Below are 17,884 nucleotides of genomic sequence, written 5' to 3' on the forward strand. Positions count from 1 at the left end.
GATGAATGGAAAAGAGCAGCTTGTTTTATCCTACTAGATGTAAGCATATAAAAAGGGGATGAAGCAAAATGACTCAGTCTAAAAGTCAAAAAGAGCGTCAGTGGAACGTGCGAAAACAATCACAAAACCCATCGCATGGAAAAGTAAAATCTTTTGAAGAACTATCAGAAGAAATCACACCTAAGCGCAAATAAGGTAACCACCATATAATATAAAGGAAGACACAAAAAAGGAGAGCTGAAGCTCTCCTTTTTCTATGTTTGTTTACGGATTTGTAGACCACATGCCCGCAGATTTGATAAAAATACGCGGATGCAGTTTTAATTGTGCTACCATAATTTCTGCTAGGTCTTCAGGCTGCATCACTTTATCAGGATTGCCATCTGTTAAGTTTTCTTTATATGCTAATTCCGTTGCTACTGTACTTGGTGTTAGGGCTGTTACACGAATATTGTGTTTGCGCACCTCTAGCGCTAGAGATTCAGTTAAGCCGAGCACGCCAAATTTTGAAGCGCTGTAAGCACTTGTAACGGGAGCGCCTTTTTGACCAGCAGTGGATGAGATATTGATGATGTCTCCACCATTCTTTTCGATTAATTGAGGTAGAACAGCGCGCGTTACGTAGTAAACGCCCATTAAATTCACATCAATGATTTGTTTCCACTCAGCTGGGTCTAGCTCTAAAAAGCTTCCGAATTTACCGATTCCCGCGTTGTTAATTAAGATATCCGTTGCCCCTAATTTTGTATGTAGATGCTCAACTGCTGCGTTTACTTCTTCCATAGAAGAAACGTCTGCTGTTGCGTAAGCAACTTGTACATCAAATGCTTCTAGTTCAGAAGCAACAGCCTTTAAATCCGCCTCTGTTCGAGCAATTAAACCGATATTTACGCCTTCTTTTGCTAATTCAATCGCAGTTGAACGACCGATGCCTTTTCCTGCTCCTGTAATAAGAGCTACTTTGCCTTTAAGTGATTGTGCCATATATAGACTCCTTTCAATGTTCCGCATAAACATTCTTCATAATAACAAAGAATTATCCATTACTATCCTATAGAAATGCACAAATGATGTCAAAAATAAAGATTATCAAAATGGCTTCAAGTATAAATTTCCTTTTCATACAAAAACTATATAGACTAAAAAGAAGAAATTCCGTTTCTTTTCGTTCAATGTAGTGGAGGATGAGCAATGCGTATAAAAAAACTATCTGAGTTAACGAATAAATCCAAACAGCGGAAAGAAAAAGCTGATGAATCGAAGGACTCTAAGAAAACTAGTGCTTCTTCTACACATGAAGAGCAGAAATTATCGGAGAGGGTGGGAGATAATTTATCCAGCATGAAAAAAGCACTGGGACAGAGTACGGACTTAGTGGTACGAGAGTTTCGAATTTCGATTGAAGAAAAATTCACTTTAGGTGTTGCTTACATCGACGGATTAGTAAATAAAGACGAAGTTGAACACTATGCGCTGGACTCCATTATGCACTATCAAGATGAACATTTAACACATGATGATGGCATCGTTAATATGTACGAATTGATTAAAAGCTATAGTTTGGCAGCAGGTGAAATCATGGAAGCAAAGACATTGGATGATGCTCTTCTTCGTGTTTTATCAGGAGATACGGTGCTGTTTTTAGAAGGGTATCAAACGTGTATTGTAGCAAGTACAAGAGGGTGGAGAGACAGGGCTGTTTCTGAACCACAATCTCAGACCGTTGTAAGAGGACCTCGAGACAGTTTCACAGAAACACTGCGAACGAATACTGCATTGATTCGGCGCCGAATAAAATCTCCAAAACTTTGGATTGAATCTCAGCAAATAGGAGAGTTTACAAAAACGGATATTGCGCTCGTTTACATAGACGGCATTGCGGATGAACAGGTCATTCAAGAGGTAAAGGCGCGTCTTTCTAAAATTGATATAGACGGTATTTTAGAGAGCGGATACATCGAAGAGTTGATTCAAGATGAAGATTATACACCTTTTCCTACTATGCATAACACGGAACGTCCAGACTCCGTGGCAGCAGGTCTTTTAGAGGGGCGAATAGCCATTTTAGTAGACGGTACACCTTTTGTATTAATGGTTCCTGCCCTATTTATTCAATTTTTTCAAGCGGCCGAAGATTATTACCAGCGCGCAGATATTAGTACATTGATTCGCTTAATGCGCTACATGGCATTTTTCTTAGCCCTTTTAACACCTTCTGCTTATATTGCTTTAACTACTTTTCATCAAGAGATGCTTCCTTTTGCTTTGTTAATTAGTATTGCAGCTCAAAGGGAAGGTGTCCCTTTTCCTGCTATTATTGAAGCGTTTATTATGGAAATCACGTTTGAAATTTTGCGAGAAGCGGGAGTCCGATTGCCCCGAGCAGTAGGTTCAGCTATTTCGATTGTCGGAGCACTCGTTTTAGGAGAAGCCGCCGTACAAGCGGGATTAGTATCGCCTGCAATGGTTATCGTTGTATCCATCACCGCTATTAGTAACTTTGTTTCACCGGTGTATGATATGGCCATTGCAGTAAGGATGCTGCGCTTTATTTTAATGGTTTTAGCAGCTACTTTTGGCTTGTTCGGTATTATCCTGGGGCTAATTTTAATGATTTTACATTTATGCAGCTTAAGGTCATTTGGAGTCCCTTATATGACACCTATGGCTCCCTTTGTGAAGCGTGACCAAAAGGATGTTCTAATTAGACGTTCGATCAAAAAAATGAAAACAAGGCCAAAGCTTATTAACGAGAAGAATATTTCACGTCAAAAGACGCAAAAAAACTAAACTGTGCAAAGGCGGCCGGTTACTATGAAAGCATTTCTGATGTTATGTATCTGTTCATTGCTGTTAAGCGGCTGCTGGAGCAGTCGAGAGTTGAATGAGCTAGCCATTACGGTTGCTGTCGGAATTGATAAAGCAGAAGATGGCATTATTGTTACAGTTCAGCTGATTAACCCTGGTGATATTCAAGCCAAAACCCCTACAAACGGGCCTTCTGTTACCACATTCTCTATTAAGGCTTCGTCTGTAATGGAAGGGTTAAGAAAAATAACGACAAAATCCCCGCGGAAAATTTATCTTTCTCATTTACGAATGCTAGTCATTAGCGAAAGCATGGCGAAAGACGGTATCGCTGAAGTTCTTGATTTCTTTGCTCGGGATCATGAAGTGCGTACCGATTATTTTGTTGTTGTTGCTAAAAACACGAAAGCATCGAGCGTGCTGAACGTATTGACAACAATCGAAAAAATACCGGCTAATCATATGTTTGCCTCATTAGATGTGTCACAGCGTATTTGGGCACCTACTAGAGGAGTGAAGTTAAATGAACTAATCAGTAACTTAACGAGTGAAGGAAAGCAGGCGGTGTTATCAGGAGTATTGGTGAAAGGCGACGTGAAAAAGGCAGGAGATATGTCCAACATTTCCCGCACTAATCTTTCCACCTTGCTCAATTTCAAAGGGTTAGGTGTCTTTCAAAATGATAAGCTTCTCGGCTGGTTCAATGAAGATGAAAGTAAAGGATATAACTATATTACAGGAAATGTAAAAAGTACATTAATTGTTATTCCATGTGAAAAGAAAGAAAAACAGCACGATATCGTCGGAGTAGAGATGCTCCGAACGAATGTGAAGGTGACAGCTACTATGAAAAACCATAAACCTCATATTCACGTTAATTTAAAAGGTGAAGCGAACGTAGCTGATGTAGAGTGTCAAGTGAATTTACAGGACCCGGCTGTAATCAATATGCTGGAACGAAAAACAGCAGCAGACGTAAAAGAAAAAATGAATGATGCGGTGGAAAAAGCTCAAAAAACCTACAAAAGCGATATCTTTGGTTTTGGCGAAGCATTTTACAGACAGGATGTAAAGAGATGGTACAAAATGAAAAGAGACTGGAACAGAATTTATGCAGAAGATTTAACCGTCGATTTAGATGCAAAAGTTCAAATCCGCCGCTTAGGCACGTTAAATAACTCATATATGAAGCAAATGAAGCATTAAGGAGAAAGAAAATGGAGGGATTTATCGCCTTACTTGTACTGCTTGCTTATTTGACTAAAAAAATCATCATCAATTTCCGAAAGAAAAAGTATTACCGTGAAATAGTCGTCTATTTTTGCCTCATAGGCTTGGGTCTATTCTTTTGGGGAGCGATTACCCTTCGTAAAGAAGTTCCTACGCCTCTGTACTTTTTAGAGGCCTTAATTAAGCCTCTTACTAAAACTGTTCATCATCTGTTTTTCCCGTGAGCAAGCATGTAAGAGAGAAGGTGCGTATGATGCAAATAAAAGAATTTATTAGTCCAAAACAATTTCTTTTTCTAATTTATGTTTTTTGTATCGGAAGCGCTATTTTGGCAGTTCCTGCTACGTTATTAGAAACCAATAGACAAAATGCGTGGTTTTGCGGTGTGCTTACTATGGGCTTTGCACTTTTAATTGTTGCGGTGCTTTTATGGCTGATTCAGCGTTACCCTCAGCAAACATTCATTCAAATAGCTAAAAAGGCGCTAGGTCCTTATGCCGGAACTTGTATTTCTCTTATCTACATTTTCTTTATGTTCATCCAATCTACATTCTCGCTTCGAGATATCAGTACGTTTATGACGACTCAAATTGTTCCTGAAACGCTTCCTACGTGGATTCACGCTCTTGTTCTATTAGCTGTCATATACGGAGGCTATCTAGGTATTGAAGTGATAGCGAGAACGGCGGAAATCTTTTTGCCGTGGATTATTGTGCCGTTTTTATTGTTAATTGTTTTAAATATTCCTCAGATGAAAATAGATCGTCTTTATCCTTTGTTTGAATTCCGCATGGCTGATTTAGTGTTAGGAACCACTTATTTTTTAGGAAATCCATTTATGGAGTTAGTTTTCGTTCTAATGATTACGCCTCATATAAAAGATGGGAAAAAGGTGAAAAGAATGTTTGTAATGGGCACTGTCGCATCAGGCTTGACGATTATAATTGCAGTTGCGGCTTGTATATTAGCGCTTGGCGCGAATATTGCATCGATGCACAGCTACCCAGTTTATTTATTAGGAAAAATGATTTCGTTAGGTGCCACAATTCAGCATGTTGAAGTATTAGTAGCTATTATTTGGATGTTATCTATCTTTTTTAAAGTTGTCATTGTGTTCTATGCTATTCAGTTAAGTATCGTCCAATTGTGTAATTTACGAGTGCGTAATTTTTTAAGCTTTCCTTTAGGCCTAATTATTACAGGCGTAGCGTATTATATTATTCCGAATACAGCATACTTTAATTATTTTGAAAAATATTACTGGCCGTTTTATTTATTCGTACTAAGCCTCTGTTTTCCCTTATTATTTATTGCTCTTTCTTATATAAAGAAAAATAAGGCAGCCAAAGGCGATAAAAACCAACAAACATAGCATTATTTATACGCATGTGGTATAGTATACGATGACAATTCAAGAAGAAACGCCGTACACGATTGTATATGTACGGGAGAGGTTCGAAAACTCCCTCTATAAAAAACTAAGATCATCGTTGATGACAAAAGACACGGTTTTAGCGTGTCTTCTTTCGCGTGCTTTTCTACAAATACGTCTTTTTGACGTGTATGTTGGCGAGGACGTGTATCTTAGTTGCTTTTTAGGGAGATTGCTGGAAAAGAGCAGTCTCTTTTTTGTGTTATAAATTAGTCACAAAGGGAACGAACGGTTCAATAAAGTTTCTTCTTCTTTTGATTTCAATCAAAAAGGAGACGAACAATGATGATGAAAAATGAAAAAGCTATTGTTGTATTTAGCGGGGGTCAAGATAGTACAACATGTTTATTTTGGGCTTTAAAAAACTTTAAAGAAGTAGAAACGGTTACTTTTCAATACGGTCAGCGTCATAGTCAAGAAATAGAGGTAGCAAAGGCTATTGCAGCTGATTTGGGTGTGAAGCATACCGTATTAGATATGTCACTTTTAAATCAATTAGCACCAAATGCATTAACGCGAGATGATATTGCTATCGAGCAAAAAGAAGGAGAATTGCCTACCACGTTTGTGGATGGCCGCAATCTGTTATTTTTGTCATTTGCAGCCGTACTGGCTAAGAACAGCGGAGGCCGCCATATCGTAACAGGCGTTTGTGAAACTGATTTTTCAGGATATCCAGACTGCCGAGATGTATTTGTGAAATCGTTAAACGTTACGCTTAACTTATCAATGGACTTTGAGTTTGTGATTCATACACCGCTCATGTGGATTGATAAAGCAGAAACGTGGGCTTTAGCTGATGAGTTAGGGGCGCTTGAGTATGTGCGCGAAAAAACGTTAACGTGCTACAACGGTATTGTTGCTGATGGATGCGGCGAATGTCCCGCATGTCAATTGCGAAAACGCGGGTTAGATCAATACTTGCAAACAAAAGAAGGAGGAGAGAAATAATGCTGCAACAAATGTATCCTCAAGTATTTCATGACTATGAATATGAACTGAACAAAGATATGCAGTTTGCTGCGGCACATTTTGTTCCTCACCCAGAAGCAGGAAAATGCCGTCAAGTCCATGGACATACGTATTTTGTAAATCTAACTGTTGCCGGAGATACATTAGACGAAGCGGGTTTTTTAGTAAACTTTGCGCTATTGAAAAAAATTGTTTCTGGTCAATTTGACCATACATTATTGAACGATCATTCTATCTTTAACGAAGAAAATCCAAATGATTTTCCTACAACTGAAGTTGTTGCTCGTAAAATTTATGAGTTGGTTCAAGAATATCTAGACACACTACCAAATAAGCCTTCTTGCGTACAAGTATTCGTGCGGGAAACGCCGACAAGTTACGTAGTTTACCGCCCAAAGAAGGTGAAAAAACGTGGCTAATACAATTCCAGTACTTGAAATATTCGGACCAACGATTCAAGGGGAAGGAATGGTTGTAGGACGTAAGACGATGTTTGTTCGTACCGCAGGCTGTGATTATTCCTGCAGCTGGTGTGATTCAGCTTTTACATGGGATGGATCAGCTAAAAACGATATTCGTCAGCTAACAGCAGAACAAATTTGGATGGAGCTAAAAGAAATTGGAGGAGAGTGCTTTGATCACGTCACCATTTCTGGGGGAAACCCTGCGCTTATCAAGGCAATTGGTTCACTTGTAGAGCTTTTGCACAGTCATGGGGTAAAAGCAGCACTTGAAACTCAGGGAAGCCGTTATCAGGATTGGTTCCTAAAGATCGATGATTTAACGATTTCTCCTAAGCCTCCAAGCTCATTAATGAAAACAAATTTCTCCGTATTAGACGATATTATAGAGACATTAATAAAGGAAAAACGCATGGGGCACATAAGCATAAAAGTCGTTATATTTAATGATGAGGACTTTGAGTATGCAGCATCTGTTCATGAACGTTATCCTGAGGTTCCATTTTTTGTTCAAGTAGGCAACGAGGACTTAACGACAATCGATAATGCGTCTTTAACACAAGAATTGCTTAAAAAGTATGAGTGGTTAATCGACAAGGCAGTGGCAGCTAAAAACATGAACGATGTAAGAGTTCTGCCGCAGGTTCATGCCCTGGTTTGGGGAAATAAACGAGGCGTGTAAGCGCATAGCAAAAAATTTACAAAGAAAAATAAAAACAGATATATACAAAATAAAAAAACGCTGTTAGAATGACAATCGTAGAAAGAGAGGAAATGCAAATGAGCGGTCGAAAAGATGAAGAATTAGAAGGTGTATCACTCCTTGGAAATCAAGGAACAAACTATTTGTTTGAATATTCACCAGAGATTCTAGAAGCATTTGATAACAAACATCCAAATCGTGATTATTTTGTGAAATTCAACTGTCCGGAATTTACGAGCTTATGTCCAAAAACGGGTCAGCCGGATTTCGCAACCATTTATATTAGTTACATTCCAGATGAAAAAATGGTGGAAAGCAAGTCGTTAAAGCTTTATTTGTTCAGCTTCCGTAACCATGGAGATTTCCATGAAGACTGTATGAATATTATTATGAATGACTTAATTAAACTGATGAATCCAAGGTATATTGAAGTATGGGGAAAATTCACACCACGCGGCGGAATTTCAATTGATCCATATACAAACTATGGCCGCCCTGGTACGAAATATGAAGAAATGGCTAATTATCGCCTAATGAATCATGATTTATACCCAGAAACAATTGATAATCGTTAATTCGAACAAACAGGTTGTGTATGCAACCTGTTTTCCATTGCAAAAACAACAGATGAGAAGGTGAAAGAATGTCACAGAGATCAGCATTAGTATTAGGTGCAAGCGGACTTGTTGGTCAAGAACTTTTAAAAATGTTATTAAGCAACAGCTTATATAACGATGTGACAGTGTTTGTTCGAAAAAAGCTACCAATCGAACACACAAAGCTACGTCAGCTCGAAATTGATTTTTCAGAGCTTGATAAGCACGAAGAATGCTTTGCAGTTGATGATGTATATTGCTGTTTAGGCACGACAATGAAAAAAGCAAAAACAAAAGCGAAATTCATTAAAGTTGACTACGAATTTCCTTTAAAAGCGGCTAAATGTGCAGAAAAATATCGCTGCAAAAACTTTTTAACGATTACAGCAATTGGTGCTGATCTTCGTTCGCCATTCTTTTACAGTAAAGTAAAGGGGCAAGTAGAAGAAGATATCGCAAGCTTATATATCCGTTCTACTCACTTTTTCCGCCCATCGTTATTATTAGGTAAGCGCCAAGAGTTTCGCCTATTTGAAAAGCTTGGGGGATACACGTTAAAGTCGTGTTCATTTTGCCTTGTAGGAAAGTGGAGAAAGTATCGTCCAATTAAAGCGTATAACGTAGCCAAATCCATGATGAAAGCTGCACTTGAAGATAAATGCGGTGTTCATGTACATGAAAGCCAAGATATCTATACAGGTGAATGCTATTATTCGTTTACCAACGGCAAGCGCGTGTTATCAAAATAAAGAAAAGCCTCTTCATATGAAGAGGCTTTTTTCTATCTTCCGTCAGCATCCGCGTTCCCATCGCCATCCCCATCACCATCGTGATCGTGATTAGCAGCAGATTCACTCCAGCTTGTGTAGGAGTTAGAATCTTCTTCGGCATAATTCATGGGTTCAACGGATGTTTTTTTATTTGAAGTTTGCTTGCGTTTAAAAACGAACTGCACGATGAAAAAAAGAATGACAATAAGTGCAACGATAAACAATACAGTATCAAACATGCTAATAATTCCTTTCGGTAAGTAGGTAGTAGTAGCTTGTTCTTATTGTCACACGAAAATAAGACCCTTTCAAGAAAAAATGGGGCCTGTTTTTGTTTCTTTAAGGAAACTTTTTTTATCTTAGCCATATATTATTGTATGAAGAAACATTTTAGAAAAGAGGGAATACAGTGAAAAAAAGTTCGAAGGATGTTAAGGTTCAACAGTATATTTACCTCATGTATAAGCTGGGAATTATTACAGAAGAACAAAAGAATCAATTCTTTCAAAACCAATAAAAAAGCAACCGTTTTTGCGTTCCGGTTGCTTTTTCCCTTTACATAGCTGGATTAATAATGGTGTAGTTTTTGTGATTAACAACAGTTCGCTGTTCTAAGTCTAAATCGCGGTAGTTTGTCATGTAAGTCAAATCAACAATCACCGAGTTTTCATTTACTTTTTCGACAATGCCCTGTAAGCCATTTTTAAATTCTATCAAGTTTCCTACCTCTGCTATTTTCATGATTCATCGCTCCTTTGTTTTAAATTAGTTCATTATTAATTTTTCAAATAATTTTAATTTTAAAAATAGTAAAACTAGTTAGCGTTTTCTTTTTTACAATTTTGCCTTAAAACTGGGAATTAGTAAAGAGTTTTTTGAAAAAACATAAAATAAAATTGAAAAAATAAGTAAAATGTGCTTTGAAATAAAAGGAATTGGTAGCTTTAACGAAAGAGAGAAGCAGGACAGTTCCATCTTTGTTCATCTTTCGTTATAATAAACGAGGTATAATCTTGTCATAAATTATAAGAATTAGAAGGTGTAGAAATTGAAAGATACTGGACTCGTGCTCGAAGGAGGCGGTATGAGAGGCCTTTATACAACTGGAGTTTTAGATTACTTTATGGAAAGAAATCTATACCTTCCGTATGTAATTGGCGTTTCAGCCGGCGCTTGTCATGCCACTTCTTATTTATCTAGACAAATAGGAAGAAGTCGCAAAGCTAATTTAGATTTTTTAGAGGATCCTCGCTACTTGTCGTGGAAAAATTATTTTAAAACAAAAGAGATATTTGGCATGGATTTCGTTTTTGATGAAATTCCTAATCAGCTTCTTCCATTTGACTTTGAGGCATTTGCTGAGCGTACAGAGAAGCTTGTAGTAGGAGCAACGGACTGCGTAACAGGAGAACCCGTTTATTTTGATGAGTATGACCGGGACATTTTGACAGCGGTTCGCGCTTCTAGTTCCCTTCCATTTTTAGCACCTGTCGTTACATATAAAGGAAAAGAGCTGTTAGACGGAGGAATCAGTGATCCGATTCCAATTAAAAAAGCAGTGCAAGATGGATATAGAAAAAATATTGTTGTGCTAACGCGAAACGAAGGATATCGAAAAAAGAAATCAAATATGCTTTGGTTATTGAAGCGCAAATATCGTCATTATGATGGGCTGACTCGTGCGCTTGAGAACCGCTATAAATTGTATAATGAAACATTGTCATATATTGAAGAGCAGGAAAGACAGGGGAATATCTTTGTGATTCGTCCGCAAACCCCTCTTGTAGTAGGGCGAATTGAGAAGAATCGTGAGCGTCTCGACGCTCTTTACAACCAAGGATATAAAGAAGCTGAAGCTCAATTTGTATCTCTCCAAAATTGGCTGAGCAGTTAAAAACGAGGTGAAACTGAATGGATGAACAAACAGCAATAAATATGTTGAATGAGTTAAGTGAAGGAAAAGTAACCGAAATTAAAGTTAAAAAAGAAGACTTTCTTGCTTTTCGCCCTTTTTTAGTAAATCGCCCTGATTTCAAACATTTTCGTGGAATAGCCGGACGCGGTGGCGATTTCACCTATACGTATCTAGAAATTCCTAGGAGCTAAACGAAATGATGGCATTATTTGATTATGCCTTATATAATGGATGTATGAGCCTGTACAGTAGAGAATATACTGTTACAAGTGCTTGTGCGTTTATTTAGCAACGTACGGTAAGAGCAAATAAACGTGTTTAGTTATAGGAGGGATATTATGGATGAGTTTCGAAAAAGTACAGCACCTTTTTATTTTGCAGATCATATATGGAAAGATAAAAATGGAATGACGACTTATGGGATGCTGTTAACGAACCGGCCCGAAGATGACGGGGACTATGACCTCCATTCGTTATTAGAAGAAGCATATGTAGATCATAAAAAAATTCTAATTACTACTGTTTACGACAACAGTGAACAGCAGTTGACCGGATACGTGATACATTTATCAGATGATCAAGACGTCTTTACGTTTATGGATGATACGGGTGCTAAGCTAGTGATTGATTTCTATGATGTTGTAGAAATTGAGATCGAAGATTAAAAAGAGCTGAATGTTGATTACAACATTCAGCTCTTTTGTGTAAAAGTAGATAAATTTAAATGTTTATCATAAGAACTATAAGGGAAAAACGAATGAAGAAATTTCTGATTAAACTGAAATAAAGCGGGAAAATATACCTGCATTTTAGAAAAATTACCGTGATTATGACAAAAAATAAGGTACAATGTCATATTTGTGTTGCGAACGTAATTTTGTTCATCAAACTTAAAGAAATGTAATTGAATCGTTCGGTGAAACCCCTATATAGCTATGATAGAGTAATACCATACGAAATTTCAGGAGGTATTACCTATGAAACATAGTTATATGAAATCAATGGTAGTAGCTTGTTTAGCTACTCTTTCATTTATAGGTTTTAATGCAACAGCTACGGCTGCAACTAATTATAAAGTAGTCAAAGGCGATAGTCTTTGGAAGTTAGGTAAAAGATATAGTGTAACAATTGACGATATTAAAAAATTAAATAATCGTCAAGGAGATATGATTTATATTGGTGAAACATTAGCTATTCCGAGTAAGACAAAAGTGCTGGCTGCTGAAACAACGGAACCTTCAACGGCAGAACCTGCTAATACGGCTAAGCCAGAACCAAAACCAGAAGCCAAACCTGCAGACCAGGAAACCCCTGCAGTTTCGATTTCAGCAAGTGAAAAAGATTTATTAGCTCGCTTAGTAGAAGCTGAAGCAAAAGGCGAATCGTATGAAGGAAAAGTAGGAGTAGCAACAGTGGTGTTAAACCGTGTAGATTCTCCGAAGTTTCCAGATACGGTAACAGGAGTGATTAAACAGGTTGTCGGAAAAGCATACGCTTTTTCACCGGTCCAAAATGGATCAATTAACAAACCTGCTTCAGAAGATTCGAAAAAAGCAGTAGAACAAGCGTTGACTAGAAAAGATCGTTTAGACGATTCTATTTACTTTTATAATCCAAAAACAGCTACCGATAACTGGATTCGTTCACGTGCGGTAATTAAAACAATTGATCATCATGTATTTGCCAAATAAAAAAGAGCCGTTCTGGCTCTTTTTTTTAGTCTAAAAAGATATCGCGTTCCAGACTGCCTTCAGAGCCTGTTAAAACTAGACCAATGTCGGTATCAGCTTCTAGGTTCTGAACGATGGTAAAAGGCACTTTATGTTGGTTAGCCGCTTGAATATAAGGGGAGAGGTATGAATAAGACAAGGAGCCATTTAAAAACAAATGACCGTCTTTCACTTTTTTTAAAAGAGTCTTTATTTTTGCCGTATCCTTTTTCATGACTTGCCCTTTTTTTAGTGCAAGTTCAATATTCTCACGTAAAGCAGTTAAGAAATATCTTCTTTCGTCTCTTTTTGTTTCCTTTGCTCCGTACATTCCTCGTTCTAAGTATTCTTCTAGTTGATCAGACATTACGCCACTTCCTTTCGTTATAAACTATAAACGATTATGACTATAAGTAAAAGGGACAGGAAAAAAGGAAAATCACTGTGCTATATCACCTGTTTTTTTGCTGAGTACAAAGAAAAACAAAAAATGTGTTGAAATTTAGCCTGAAATATTGTTTAATGTAAATAGATAGAAAATCATATCGGTTTTTTATTAAAGGTTTGTAAGCGATTACAGATATACATACATAGCAGCGTTTGGGGAGACGCTCCTATGATTTTATGTTCAAAGCGCATTGTATAAAAAGGGGATTATATAGCTTTAGGGCATATACGGTCAAGCAAAGGGTCAGATAAATTAATAAAAAATCGCTATGTATTTTCATAAGAAGAACGGTCAACATTTTTGTTGAGCGTTCTTCTTATGCGTTCCTATTATGTTTATTTCTCATTGCAGCAGCTGCTGCAAATTATAAAGGTGCATTCCTCGTTTCATCTCTCTTATTTTACATAAGTTACATGTAGTATGTTTCAAAGCCTTAAAAAATATATGTTTGTACGCTTGTTTAATCCTAACGAGGTAGTAGAAAAGGAATATTTTTTAAGAAATCACAAAAAAAGAGGCGATTGCCTATGCAAGAAGTGGGTGAATAACATATGTAATAAAGAGAATGAAATATAATTTGAGGAGGCATGTATCATGCAAGAATTTGATATTAATGACATAAGAAGACCATTCGGTGGTTTTGGAGGCTTTGGAGGCTTTGGTCGTCCAGGATTCGGTTTCGGTCGTCCAGGATTCGGTTTCGGTCGCCCAGGTTTTGGTTTCGGTCGTCCTGGTTTTGGCTTCGGCCGTCCGGGGTTCGGCTTTGGCTTTGGAGCTCCATTTCTTGGAGGATTAGTTCTTGGAAGTGCATTAGCAGGTCCAGGTTATTACGGTTATCCACCACCATATTATTATCCGCCGTACCCACCATATTACCCTTATTATTATTAAAACAATGAGCGCTGATAAAGCGCTCTTTTATTATGTCCAGTCCAAGGTATATATAGAATGAATGGAAGACGCTGCGTTTAGAAAATGATAACAGTTTTAAATAAGGAATGAACGCTTAAGCTAAAGGAGACAAGTTTTCCTTGCAACAATTGTTGATTTTGCTATAATAACTTCGGTGGCATTTTTGGTCACTGGGTGGGCGAGGGATAGATGAAAAGAAGGAAATTAGATTGAACGCATTATTTGAAAAGTTGTTTCGTTTAAACGACCACCAAACAACTGTCGGAAAAGAAAGCTTAGCTGGGGTCATTTCATTTCTTTCCATCGTGTATATTATTGCTGTTAATTCAACCATTTTGTCTGATGCCGGTATTCCGCTTGAAGCAGGAATATTCGCAACAGTAGCTTCGGCTTTTGTAGGCTGTGTTATTATGGCTTTTTGGGCAAATGCGCCTCTTATTCTGGTGCCAGGTATGGGGATTAATGCATTGTTTACGTATACGATGGTTCAATCAATGGGGTTATCTTGGCAAGAAGGGTTATTAGCAGTAGTGATATCCGGCTTTCTTTTTACAGCATTAGCTTTTTCACGACTGTCTGCCAAAATTGTCTCTTCGATTCCGCATTCGCTAAAAGAAGCGATAACAGTCGGTGTCGGCTTATTTTTAACGTTTATCGGTTTGCAAAAAGGAAAGCTTGTAGTTCCAAGCGAAACCACTTTTGTAGCACTTGGAGACTTGTCAGATCCGTTTGTTATCAGTACGCTGCTGACGTTAATCATCACAATCGTACTGTTTATCCGAAATGTGAAAGGTAACTTTTTGTTAAGCATGATTGCTGGATCAGTCCTTGCCTTCTTACTTGGTGTAAGAAGCGGTGCAGAAAAAGGACAGTCCGCTGCGAGCGTGAACGACTTTTTTAGCAGCTTTGGCACATTGTCTTTTGGGGCTATTGGAGACGTTGCATTTTGGGCAGCTGTCTTTTCATTAACAATGGTATTGATTTTTGAAAATATCGGTTTGCTGCACGGTCAGCTAGGTATGATGAATCAAGATAGCAAATTTCCGCGGGCCTTTCAAGCAACAGCCGCCTCAGCGTTGCTAAGCGGCGTGTTTGGAACAAGTCCAACGGTGTCTTCTGTAGAAGGAGCATCTGGTATTGCAGCTGGAGGGCGAACGGGTTTAACATCGCTTATTACAGGAGTTTTATTTTTAAGTTCACTTCTGTTTATTCCATTTATCAAGCTGGTTCCAGATAGTGCTATTGCACCTATTCTCATTGTTATTGGAGCATTGATGATTCAAAATATCAAAAACATCAATTTACAGGACTTAACAGAAGGTTTCCCTGCATTTTTAATTATTGCGCTTATTCCTCTTACGTACAGCATTGCTGATGGAATTGCATTTGGGTTCATTGCGTATCCACTGCTTAAATTATTCCTTGGTAAAATGCGTGAAGTATCGATGTTTATGTATGTAAGCGCGCTGTTGTTTTTCTTGAATTTTGTGCTGCATTATATTGCTTAAAATAGACAGCTGAGTATTTTTGCTCAGCTGTTTTTTGTGTTTGCGGTAAAGAATCCTCTTTTTAGATATCATACTCCGTATTTCGTGTCCTTTGGCTAACTTCCGCTTCTAAAATGACGTTTCCTGCGTAAAGTAGTACAGAAGTCGGAGGGGATATAAGGGGAGAAAACGATGGGAATTAAATTAATTAAAATATCAGCCGTTTATTTTGGAATTGGCATCATATTGGGGTATTATATGTCGATTGTTCACAGCTACGCTTTGACACCTGTTCACGTGCACATCAATTTATTAGGATGGACGTCGCTTACGTTAGCCGGACTTATTTATTATTTGTTTCCTGCGTTTAGCGAAAGTAAATTAGCCAAACTGCACGTATGGCTGCATAATATAGGATTACCGGTCATGATGATTGGTCTATTTTTCATGATCGTACTAGAAAATCAAGCTTTTACCCCCGTAGTGGCAGTAGGAGCAACACTTACGGCTATTGGCGTTTTAATTTTCGTATATCACATCCTTAAAAATCTGAAATCTGAACGATAAACGAAGAAAGTCGTTAACGATGGCTGCTAATTTCAAAAGGAAAAAGAACCAGCTATAGCGAATATACATGTAAACAAAGTGAAAGTGTGATTTACATAAAGGTGTGCTAGGCATCTTTATAAGGAGGGGTAAGCTGCAGGGATTTCTAGCTCTTATAAAAGCCAATAAAAGGGCTGATTATAAGTTTCTTGCGGCGGAGATACTATGGGAGAACATCAACAATTAGTGCGTGTTAGGGAGCTAGCAAATGAAATTATTCGACTTCGTCTTCAAGACCGTACGACTTATGACGAATTAGAGTTGCAAAATAATGTAGAGTTGTTGTCTCGTTCTGTGGTTGACTTAGTAAACATTATGTTAGCCGAAGATGTGGATTCGTCTACGTCTTTAAAAGCTACAGCTTCTAAAATGAAAATGGTGTATAATAACATGCATCAAACTGAGAAAAAAGATTATTTGCATTTCTAACTGCTAGGCTCCTTTTCGCCACAAACGAAATGGAGGTGTACGAGGCAGATGCTATCGTCACTAACGACTTCTGAAGCTATTGTAGCATCCGTTCTTGCACTGGTTGTCATTGCCGTTTCCATTATCTTTTTTGCCACTCTTATTATGGTTGTTGTTCGACGAGAAAGAATCAGCAGCTTGGTTAATCACGGAGAGCATGCAGATGGGAAGCAAAAAAGCTTAGGTGAATTTTTTCGTTCTTTGCGAAAAAAATAACTACCGTTTTCTTATTAAATAGATAAAAGCGGTCAATTTAAACGTTGACCGCTTTTTTTAGGTTGGTTGCTTATTTTTTTCTAAAACAATACGCGCTGCTTCACTAACCGATGACACAACAGCAGAGGCGTGGCGCTGAACAGCTTCAGGAGCTGTAGCCATAGCGAAACTGTTCGGCGTTAATTGAAACATAGGAATATCATTAAATGAATCCCCCACACAGGCAATTTCCTCTGGTTTTAGCTGAAGATGACTTAATAAAATTTCAATGGCATTTCCTTTGCTGATATGTTTAGGCATAATATCCAAACACTGCTTGGCAGAAATATATGTATCAATATAATCACCAAACTCTTCGTTCACTTCTTTTTGCAGAGCTACCATTTCATCATGATCTCCAAGAACCGTGATTTTAGATGGAGAAAGAGCGTGACCAAATGAATCCGTCATTTCAATTTGTTCTTCGATAGGGAAAAACATGTGAGTTTCAATTGCTTCAATAATTTCATTTCGCTGCTCTACATAATTGGTGTCGTTTGAACAGACAAGCGTAATACGGTTAGGATCTATCGTTTTTTTATAAAGTTGAACCGCTAAATCATCTTCAAACACTTTTCTATGAAGTTCTTGATTTTCTTTGGTCCACACAAATCCTCCGTTTTGGCTAATGCGATGGAATGTATTATTAATATCGGTAGAAATTTTTAAAATTTCCGTATCCATTCGTCCAGAAGCAAGACAAACCTCTACTCCTTGGCGCTGAAGTTCACTAAGTGCGTCTGCATTATGCTGTTCTACGTATTTTTCTTCGTGTAACAGAGTGCCATCTAAGTCGCTTACAAATAATTTAATCATTTCTTGAAAATTCCTTTCCTTGAAAAATTTTCTGTGATAAGAGTGTTACAATTTATTACATTCCTTATTCTATCAGTGTTTCCCAAGAAACTCATAAAAAAAGCTCAAACCGGCGGTGAATTCAAAGAGATTAAAGCATAACTACATCAATTTTTCCCGCAGGAGTCTTCGCTTTGCCCTCCAATCAACAGCTAGAAACAGCTACATGAAATCTAGTTCACCATCACAATGAAAAAATCCGAACGGAGTGGATTCTCAATCAAGAATCTGGATTTACCGTTCGGATCTTTCTTCAA

General features: G+C 37.8%; 24 protein-coding genes and 1 riboswitch. Of the genes, 19 read left to right on the forward strand and 5 right to left on the reverse strand.

The features are described from left to right. The first annotated feature begins 68 nt into the window (after positions 1 to 68). Positions 69 to 194: a DUF6254 family protein gene (locus ACOZIR_RS15630; RefSeq protein ID WP_013082238.1), complete on the forward strand. Its 126-nt coding sequence runs from the start codon at positions 69 to 71 to the stop codon at positions 192 to 194. Positions 195 to 264: 70 nt separating this feature from the next. Here ACOZIR_RS15630 and ACOZIR_RS15635 read toward each other — a convergent pair whose 3' ends face one another. Beyond that, entirely contained in the window at positions 265 to 984 is a 720-nt protein-coding gene (locus tag ACOZIR_RS15635) for a 3-ketoacyl-ACP reductase (RefSeq protein ID WP_013082239.1), read from the reverse strand. Positions 985 to 1,191: 207 nt separating this feature from the next. Here ACOZIR_RS15635 and ACOZIR_RS15640 point away from each other — a divergent pair, with 207 nt between their 5' ends. The 9 genes from ACOZIR_RS15640 (at position 1,192) to ACOZIR_RS15680 (ending at position 8,951) form a co-directional block, all read left to right on the forward strand. After that, positions 1,192 to 2,790 (forward strand): spore germination protein, encoded by a 1,599-nt coding sequence (locus tag ACOZIR_RS15640; RefSeq protein WP_045292801.1) that lies wholly within the window; start codon positions 1,192 to 1,194, stop codon positions 2,788 to 2,790. A gap of 24 nt (positions 2,791 to 2,814) precedes the next feature. Next, the gene (locus tag ACOZIR_RS15645; RefSeq protein WP_045292800.1) at positions 2,815 to 4,014 is read left to right on the forward strand and encodes a Ger(x)C family spore germination protein; all 1,200 of its coding nucleotides are present in this window, start codon (positions 2,815 to 2,817) and stop codon (positions 4,012 to 4,014) included. 11 nt (positions 4,015 to 4,025) lie between these two features. After that, entirely contained in the window at positions 4,026 to 4,262 is a 237-nt protein-coding gene (locus ACOZIR_RS15650; protein ID WP_045292798.1) for a hypothetical protein, read from the forward strand. A 26-nt stretch (positions 4,263 to 4,288) separates the two neighbouring features. Beyond that, the gene (locus ACOZIR_RS15655; protein ID WP_328121335.1) at positions 4,289 to 5,410 is read left to right on the forward strand and encodes a GerAB/ArcD/ProY family transporter; all 1,122 of its coding nucleotides are present in this window, start codon (positions 4,289 to 4,291) and stop codon (positions 5,408 to 5,410) included. A 72-nt stretch (positions 5,411 to 5,482) separates the two neighbouring features. Then, positions 5,483 to 5,526, forward strand: a riboswitch (PreQ1 riboswitch). 229 nt (positions 5,527 to 5,755) lie between these two features. Beyond that, positions 5,756 to 6,421, forward strand: coding sequence for a 7-cyano-7-deazaguanine synthase QueC (gene queC, locus ACOZIR_RS15660; protein WP_045292848.1), 666 nt, complete (start codon positions 5,756 to 5,758; stop codon positions 6,419 to 6,421). Next, positions 6,421 to 6,861, forward strand: a complete 441-nt coding sequence (queD, locus tag ACOZIR_RS15665; protein WP_045292794.1) for a 6-carboxytetrahydropterin synthase QueD — start codon at positions 6,421 to 6,423, stop codon at positions 6,859 to 6,861. The genes queC and queD overlap by 1 nt, the downstream gene beginning before the upstream one ends. After that, positions 6,854 to 7,585: a 7-carboxy-7-deazaguanine synthase QueE gene (gene queE, locus ACOZIR_RS15670; protein ID WP_080890186.1), complete on the forward strand. Its 732-nt coding sequence runs from the start codon at positions 6,854 to 6,856 to the stop codon at positions 7,583 to 7,585. Before queD ends, queE begins: the two co-directional genes overlap by 8 nt. A gap of 98 nt (positions 7,586 to 7,683) precedes the next feature. Beyond that, a complete protein-coding gene (queF, locus tag ACOZIR_RS15675; protein WP_013055985.1) occupies positions 7,684 to 8,181 on the forward strand; it encodes a preQ(1) synthase in 498 nt (165 codons plus the stop codon). A 68-nt stretch (positions 8,182 to 8,249) separates the two neighbouring features. Beyond that, complete coding sequence (locus ACOZIR_RS15680) at positions 8,250 to 8,951, forward strand: NAD(P)H-binding protein (RefSeq protein WP_045292792.1); 702 nt, start codon at positions 8,250 to 8,252, stop codon at positions 8,949 to 8,951. 32 nt (positions 8,952 to 8,983) lie between these two features. Here the strand turns inward: ACOZIR_RS15680 and ACOZIR_RS15685 are convergent, their stop codons facing one another. Together ACOZIR_RS15685 and ACOZIR_RS15690 are read right to left on the reverse strand one after the other, a co-directional pair. Continuing rightward, a complete protein-coding gene (locus ACOZIR_RS15685; protein WP_045292790.1) occupies positions 8,984 to 9,211 on the reverse strand; it encodes a hypothetical protein in 228 nt (75 codons plus the stop codon). A 316-nt stretch (positions 9,212 to 9,527) separates the two neighbouring features. After that, complete coding sequence (locus ACOZIR_RS15690; RefSeq protein WP_013055988.1) at positions 9,528 to 9,713, reverse strand: YkvS family protein; 186 nt, start codon at positions 9,711 to 9,713, stop codon at positions 9,528 to 9,530. Between the two features lie 307 nt (positions 9,714 to 10,020). Between ACOZIR_RS15690 and ACOZIR_RS15695 the strand changes: the two genes are divergently transcribed. From ACOZIR_RS15695 to ACOZIR_RS15710, 4 genes are all read left to right on the forward strand, one after another. Next, complete coding sequence (locus ACOZIR_RS15695; protein ID WP_045292788.1) at positions 10,021 to 10,866, forward strand: patatin-like phospholipase family protein; 846 nt, start codon at positions 10,021 to 10,023, stop codon at positions 10,864 to 10,866. Between the two features lie 17 nt (positions 10,867 to 10,883). Next, positions 10,884 to 11,078, forward strand: coding sequence for a hypothetical protein (locus ACOZIR_RS15700; protein WP_013055990.1), 195 nt, complete (start codon positions 10,884 to 10,886; stop codon positions 11,076 to 11,078). A 147-nt stretch (positions 11,079 to 11,225) separates the two neighbouring features. Further along, positions 11,226 to 11,552, forward strand: a complete 327-nt coding sequence (locus tag ACOZIR_RS15705) for a hypothetical protein (protein ID WP_013082248.1) — start codon at positions 11,226 to 11,228, stop codon at positions 11,550 to 11,552. Positions 11,553 to 11,864: 312 nt separating this feature from the next. Continuing rightward, positions 11,865 to 12,578, forward strand: coding sequence for a cell wall hydrolase (locus tag ACOZIR_RS15710; protein WP_045292786.1), 714 nt, complete (start codon positions 11,865 to 11,867; stop codon positions 12,576 to 12,578). 25 nt (positions 12,579 to 12,603) lie between these two features. On the opposite strand, the gene ACOZIR_RS15715 is transcribed toward ACOZIR_RS15710, so the two are convergent. Continuing rightward, positions 12,604 to 12,963, reverse strand: coding sequence for a YueI family protein (locus ACOZIR_RS15715; protein ID WP_045292784.1), 360 nt, complete (start codon positions 12,961 to 12,963; stop codon positions 12,604 to 12,606). Positions 12,964 to 13,638: 675 nt separating this feature from the next. Here ACOZIR_RS15715 and ACOZIR_RS15720 point away from each other — a divergent pair. The 5 genes from ACOZIR_RS15720 (at position 13,639) to ACOZIR_RS15740 (ending at position 16,733) form a co-directional block, all read left to right on the forward strand. Further along, the gene (locus ACOZIR_RS15720; protein ID WP_045292782.1) at positions 13,639 to 13,935 is read left to right on the forward strand and encodes a hypothetical protein; all 297 of its coding nucleotides are present in this window, start codon (positions 13,639 to 13,641) and stop codon (positions 13,933 to 13,935) included. A 230-nt stretch (positions 13,936 to 14,165) separates the two neighbouring features. Continuing rightward, on the forward strand, positions 14,166 to 15,464 hold the full coding sequence (locus tag ACOZIR_RS15725) for an NCS2 family permease (RefSeq protein ID WP_045292780.1): 1,299 nt from the start codon (positions 14,166 to 14,168) through the stop codon (positions 15,462 to 15,464). A 171-nt stretch (positions 15,465 to 15,635) separates the two neighbouring features. Beyond that, entirely contained in the window at positions 15,636 to 16,010 is a 375-nt protein-coding gene (locus ACOZIR_RS15730) for a cytochrome-c oxidase (protein ID WP_045292779.1), read from the forward strand. A 204-nt stretch (positions 16,011 to 16,214) separates the two neighbouring features. Continuing rightward, entirely contained in the window at positions 16,215 to 16,478 is a 264-nt protein-coding gene (locus ACOZIR_RS15735) for a hypothetical protein (RefSeq protein WP_045292778.1), read from the forward strand. Positions 16,479 to 16,526: 48 nt separating this feature from the next. Then, positions 16,527 to 16,733 carry a hypothetical protein gene (locus tag ACOZIR_RS15740; protein ID WP_013055999.1) on the forward strand — a complete coding sequence of 69 codons (207 nt, stop codon included), beginning with the start codon at positions 16,527 to 16,529 and terminating at the stop codon, positions 16,731 to 16,733. A 57-nt stretch (positions 16,734 to 16,790) separates the two neighbouring features. Here the strand turns inward: ACOZIR_RS15740 and ACOZIR_RS15745 are convergent, their stop codons facing one another. Next, complete coding sequence (locus ACOZIR_RS15745; RefSeq protein ID WP_045292776.1) at positions 16,791 to 17,588, reverse strand: Cof-type HAD-IIB family hydrolase; 798 nt, start codon at positions 17,586 to 17,588, stop codon at positions 16,791 to 16,793. Positions 17,589 to 17,884: the final 296 nt, after the last annotated feature.

This window comes from Priestia sp. D3YE.R1, assembly GCF_049199565.1.
Lineage (GTDB): Bacteria > Bacillota > Bacilli > Bacillales > Bacillaceae_H > Priestia > Priestia aryabhattai.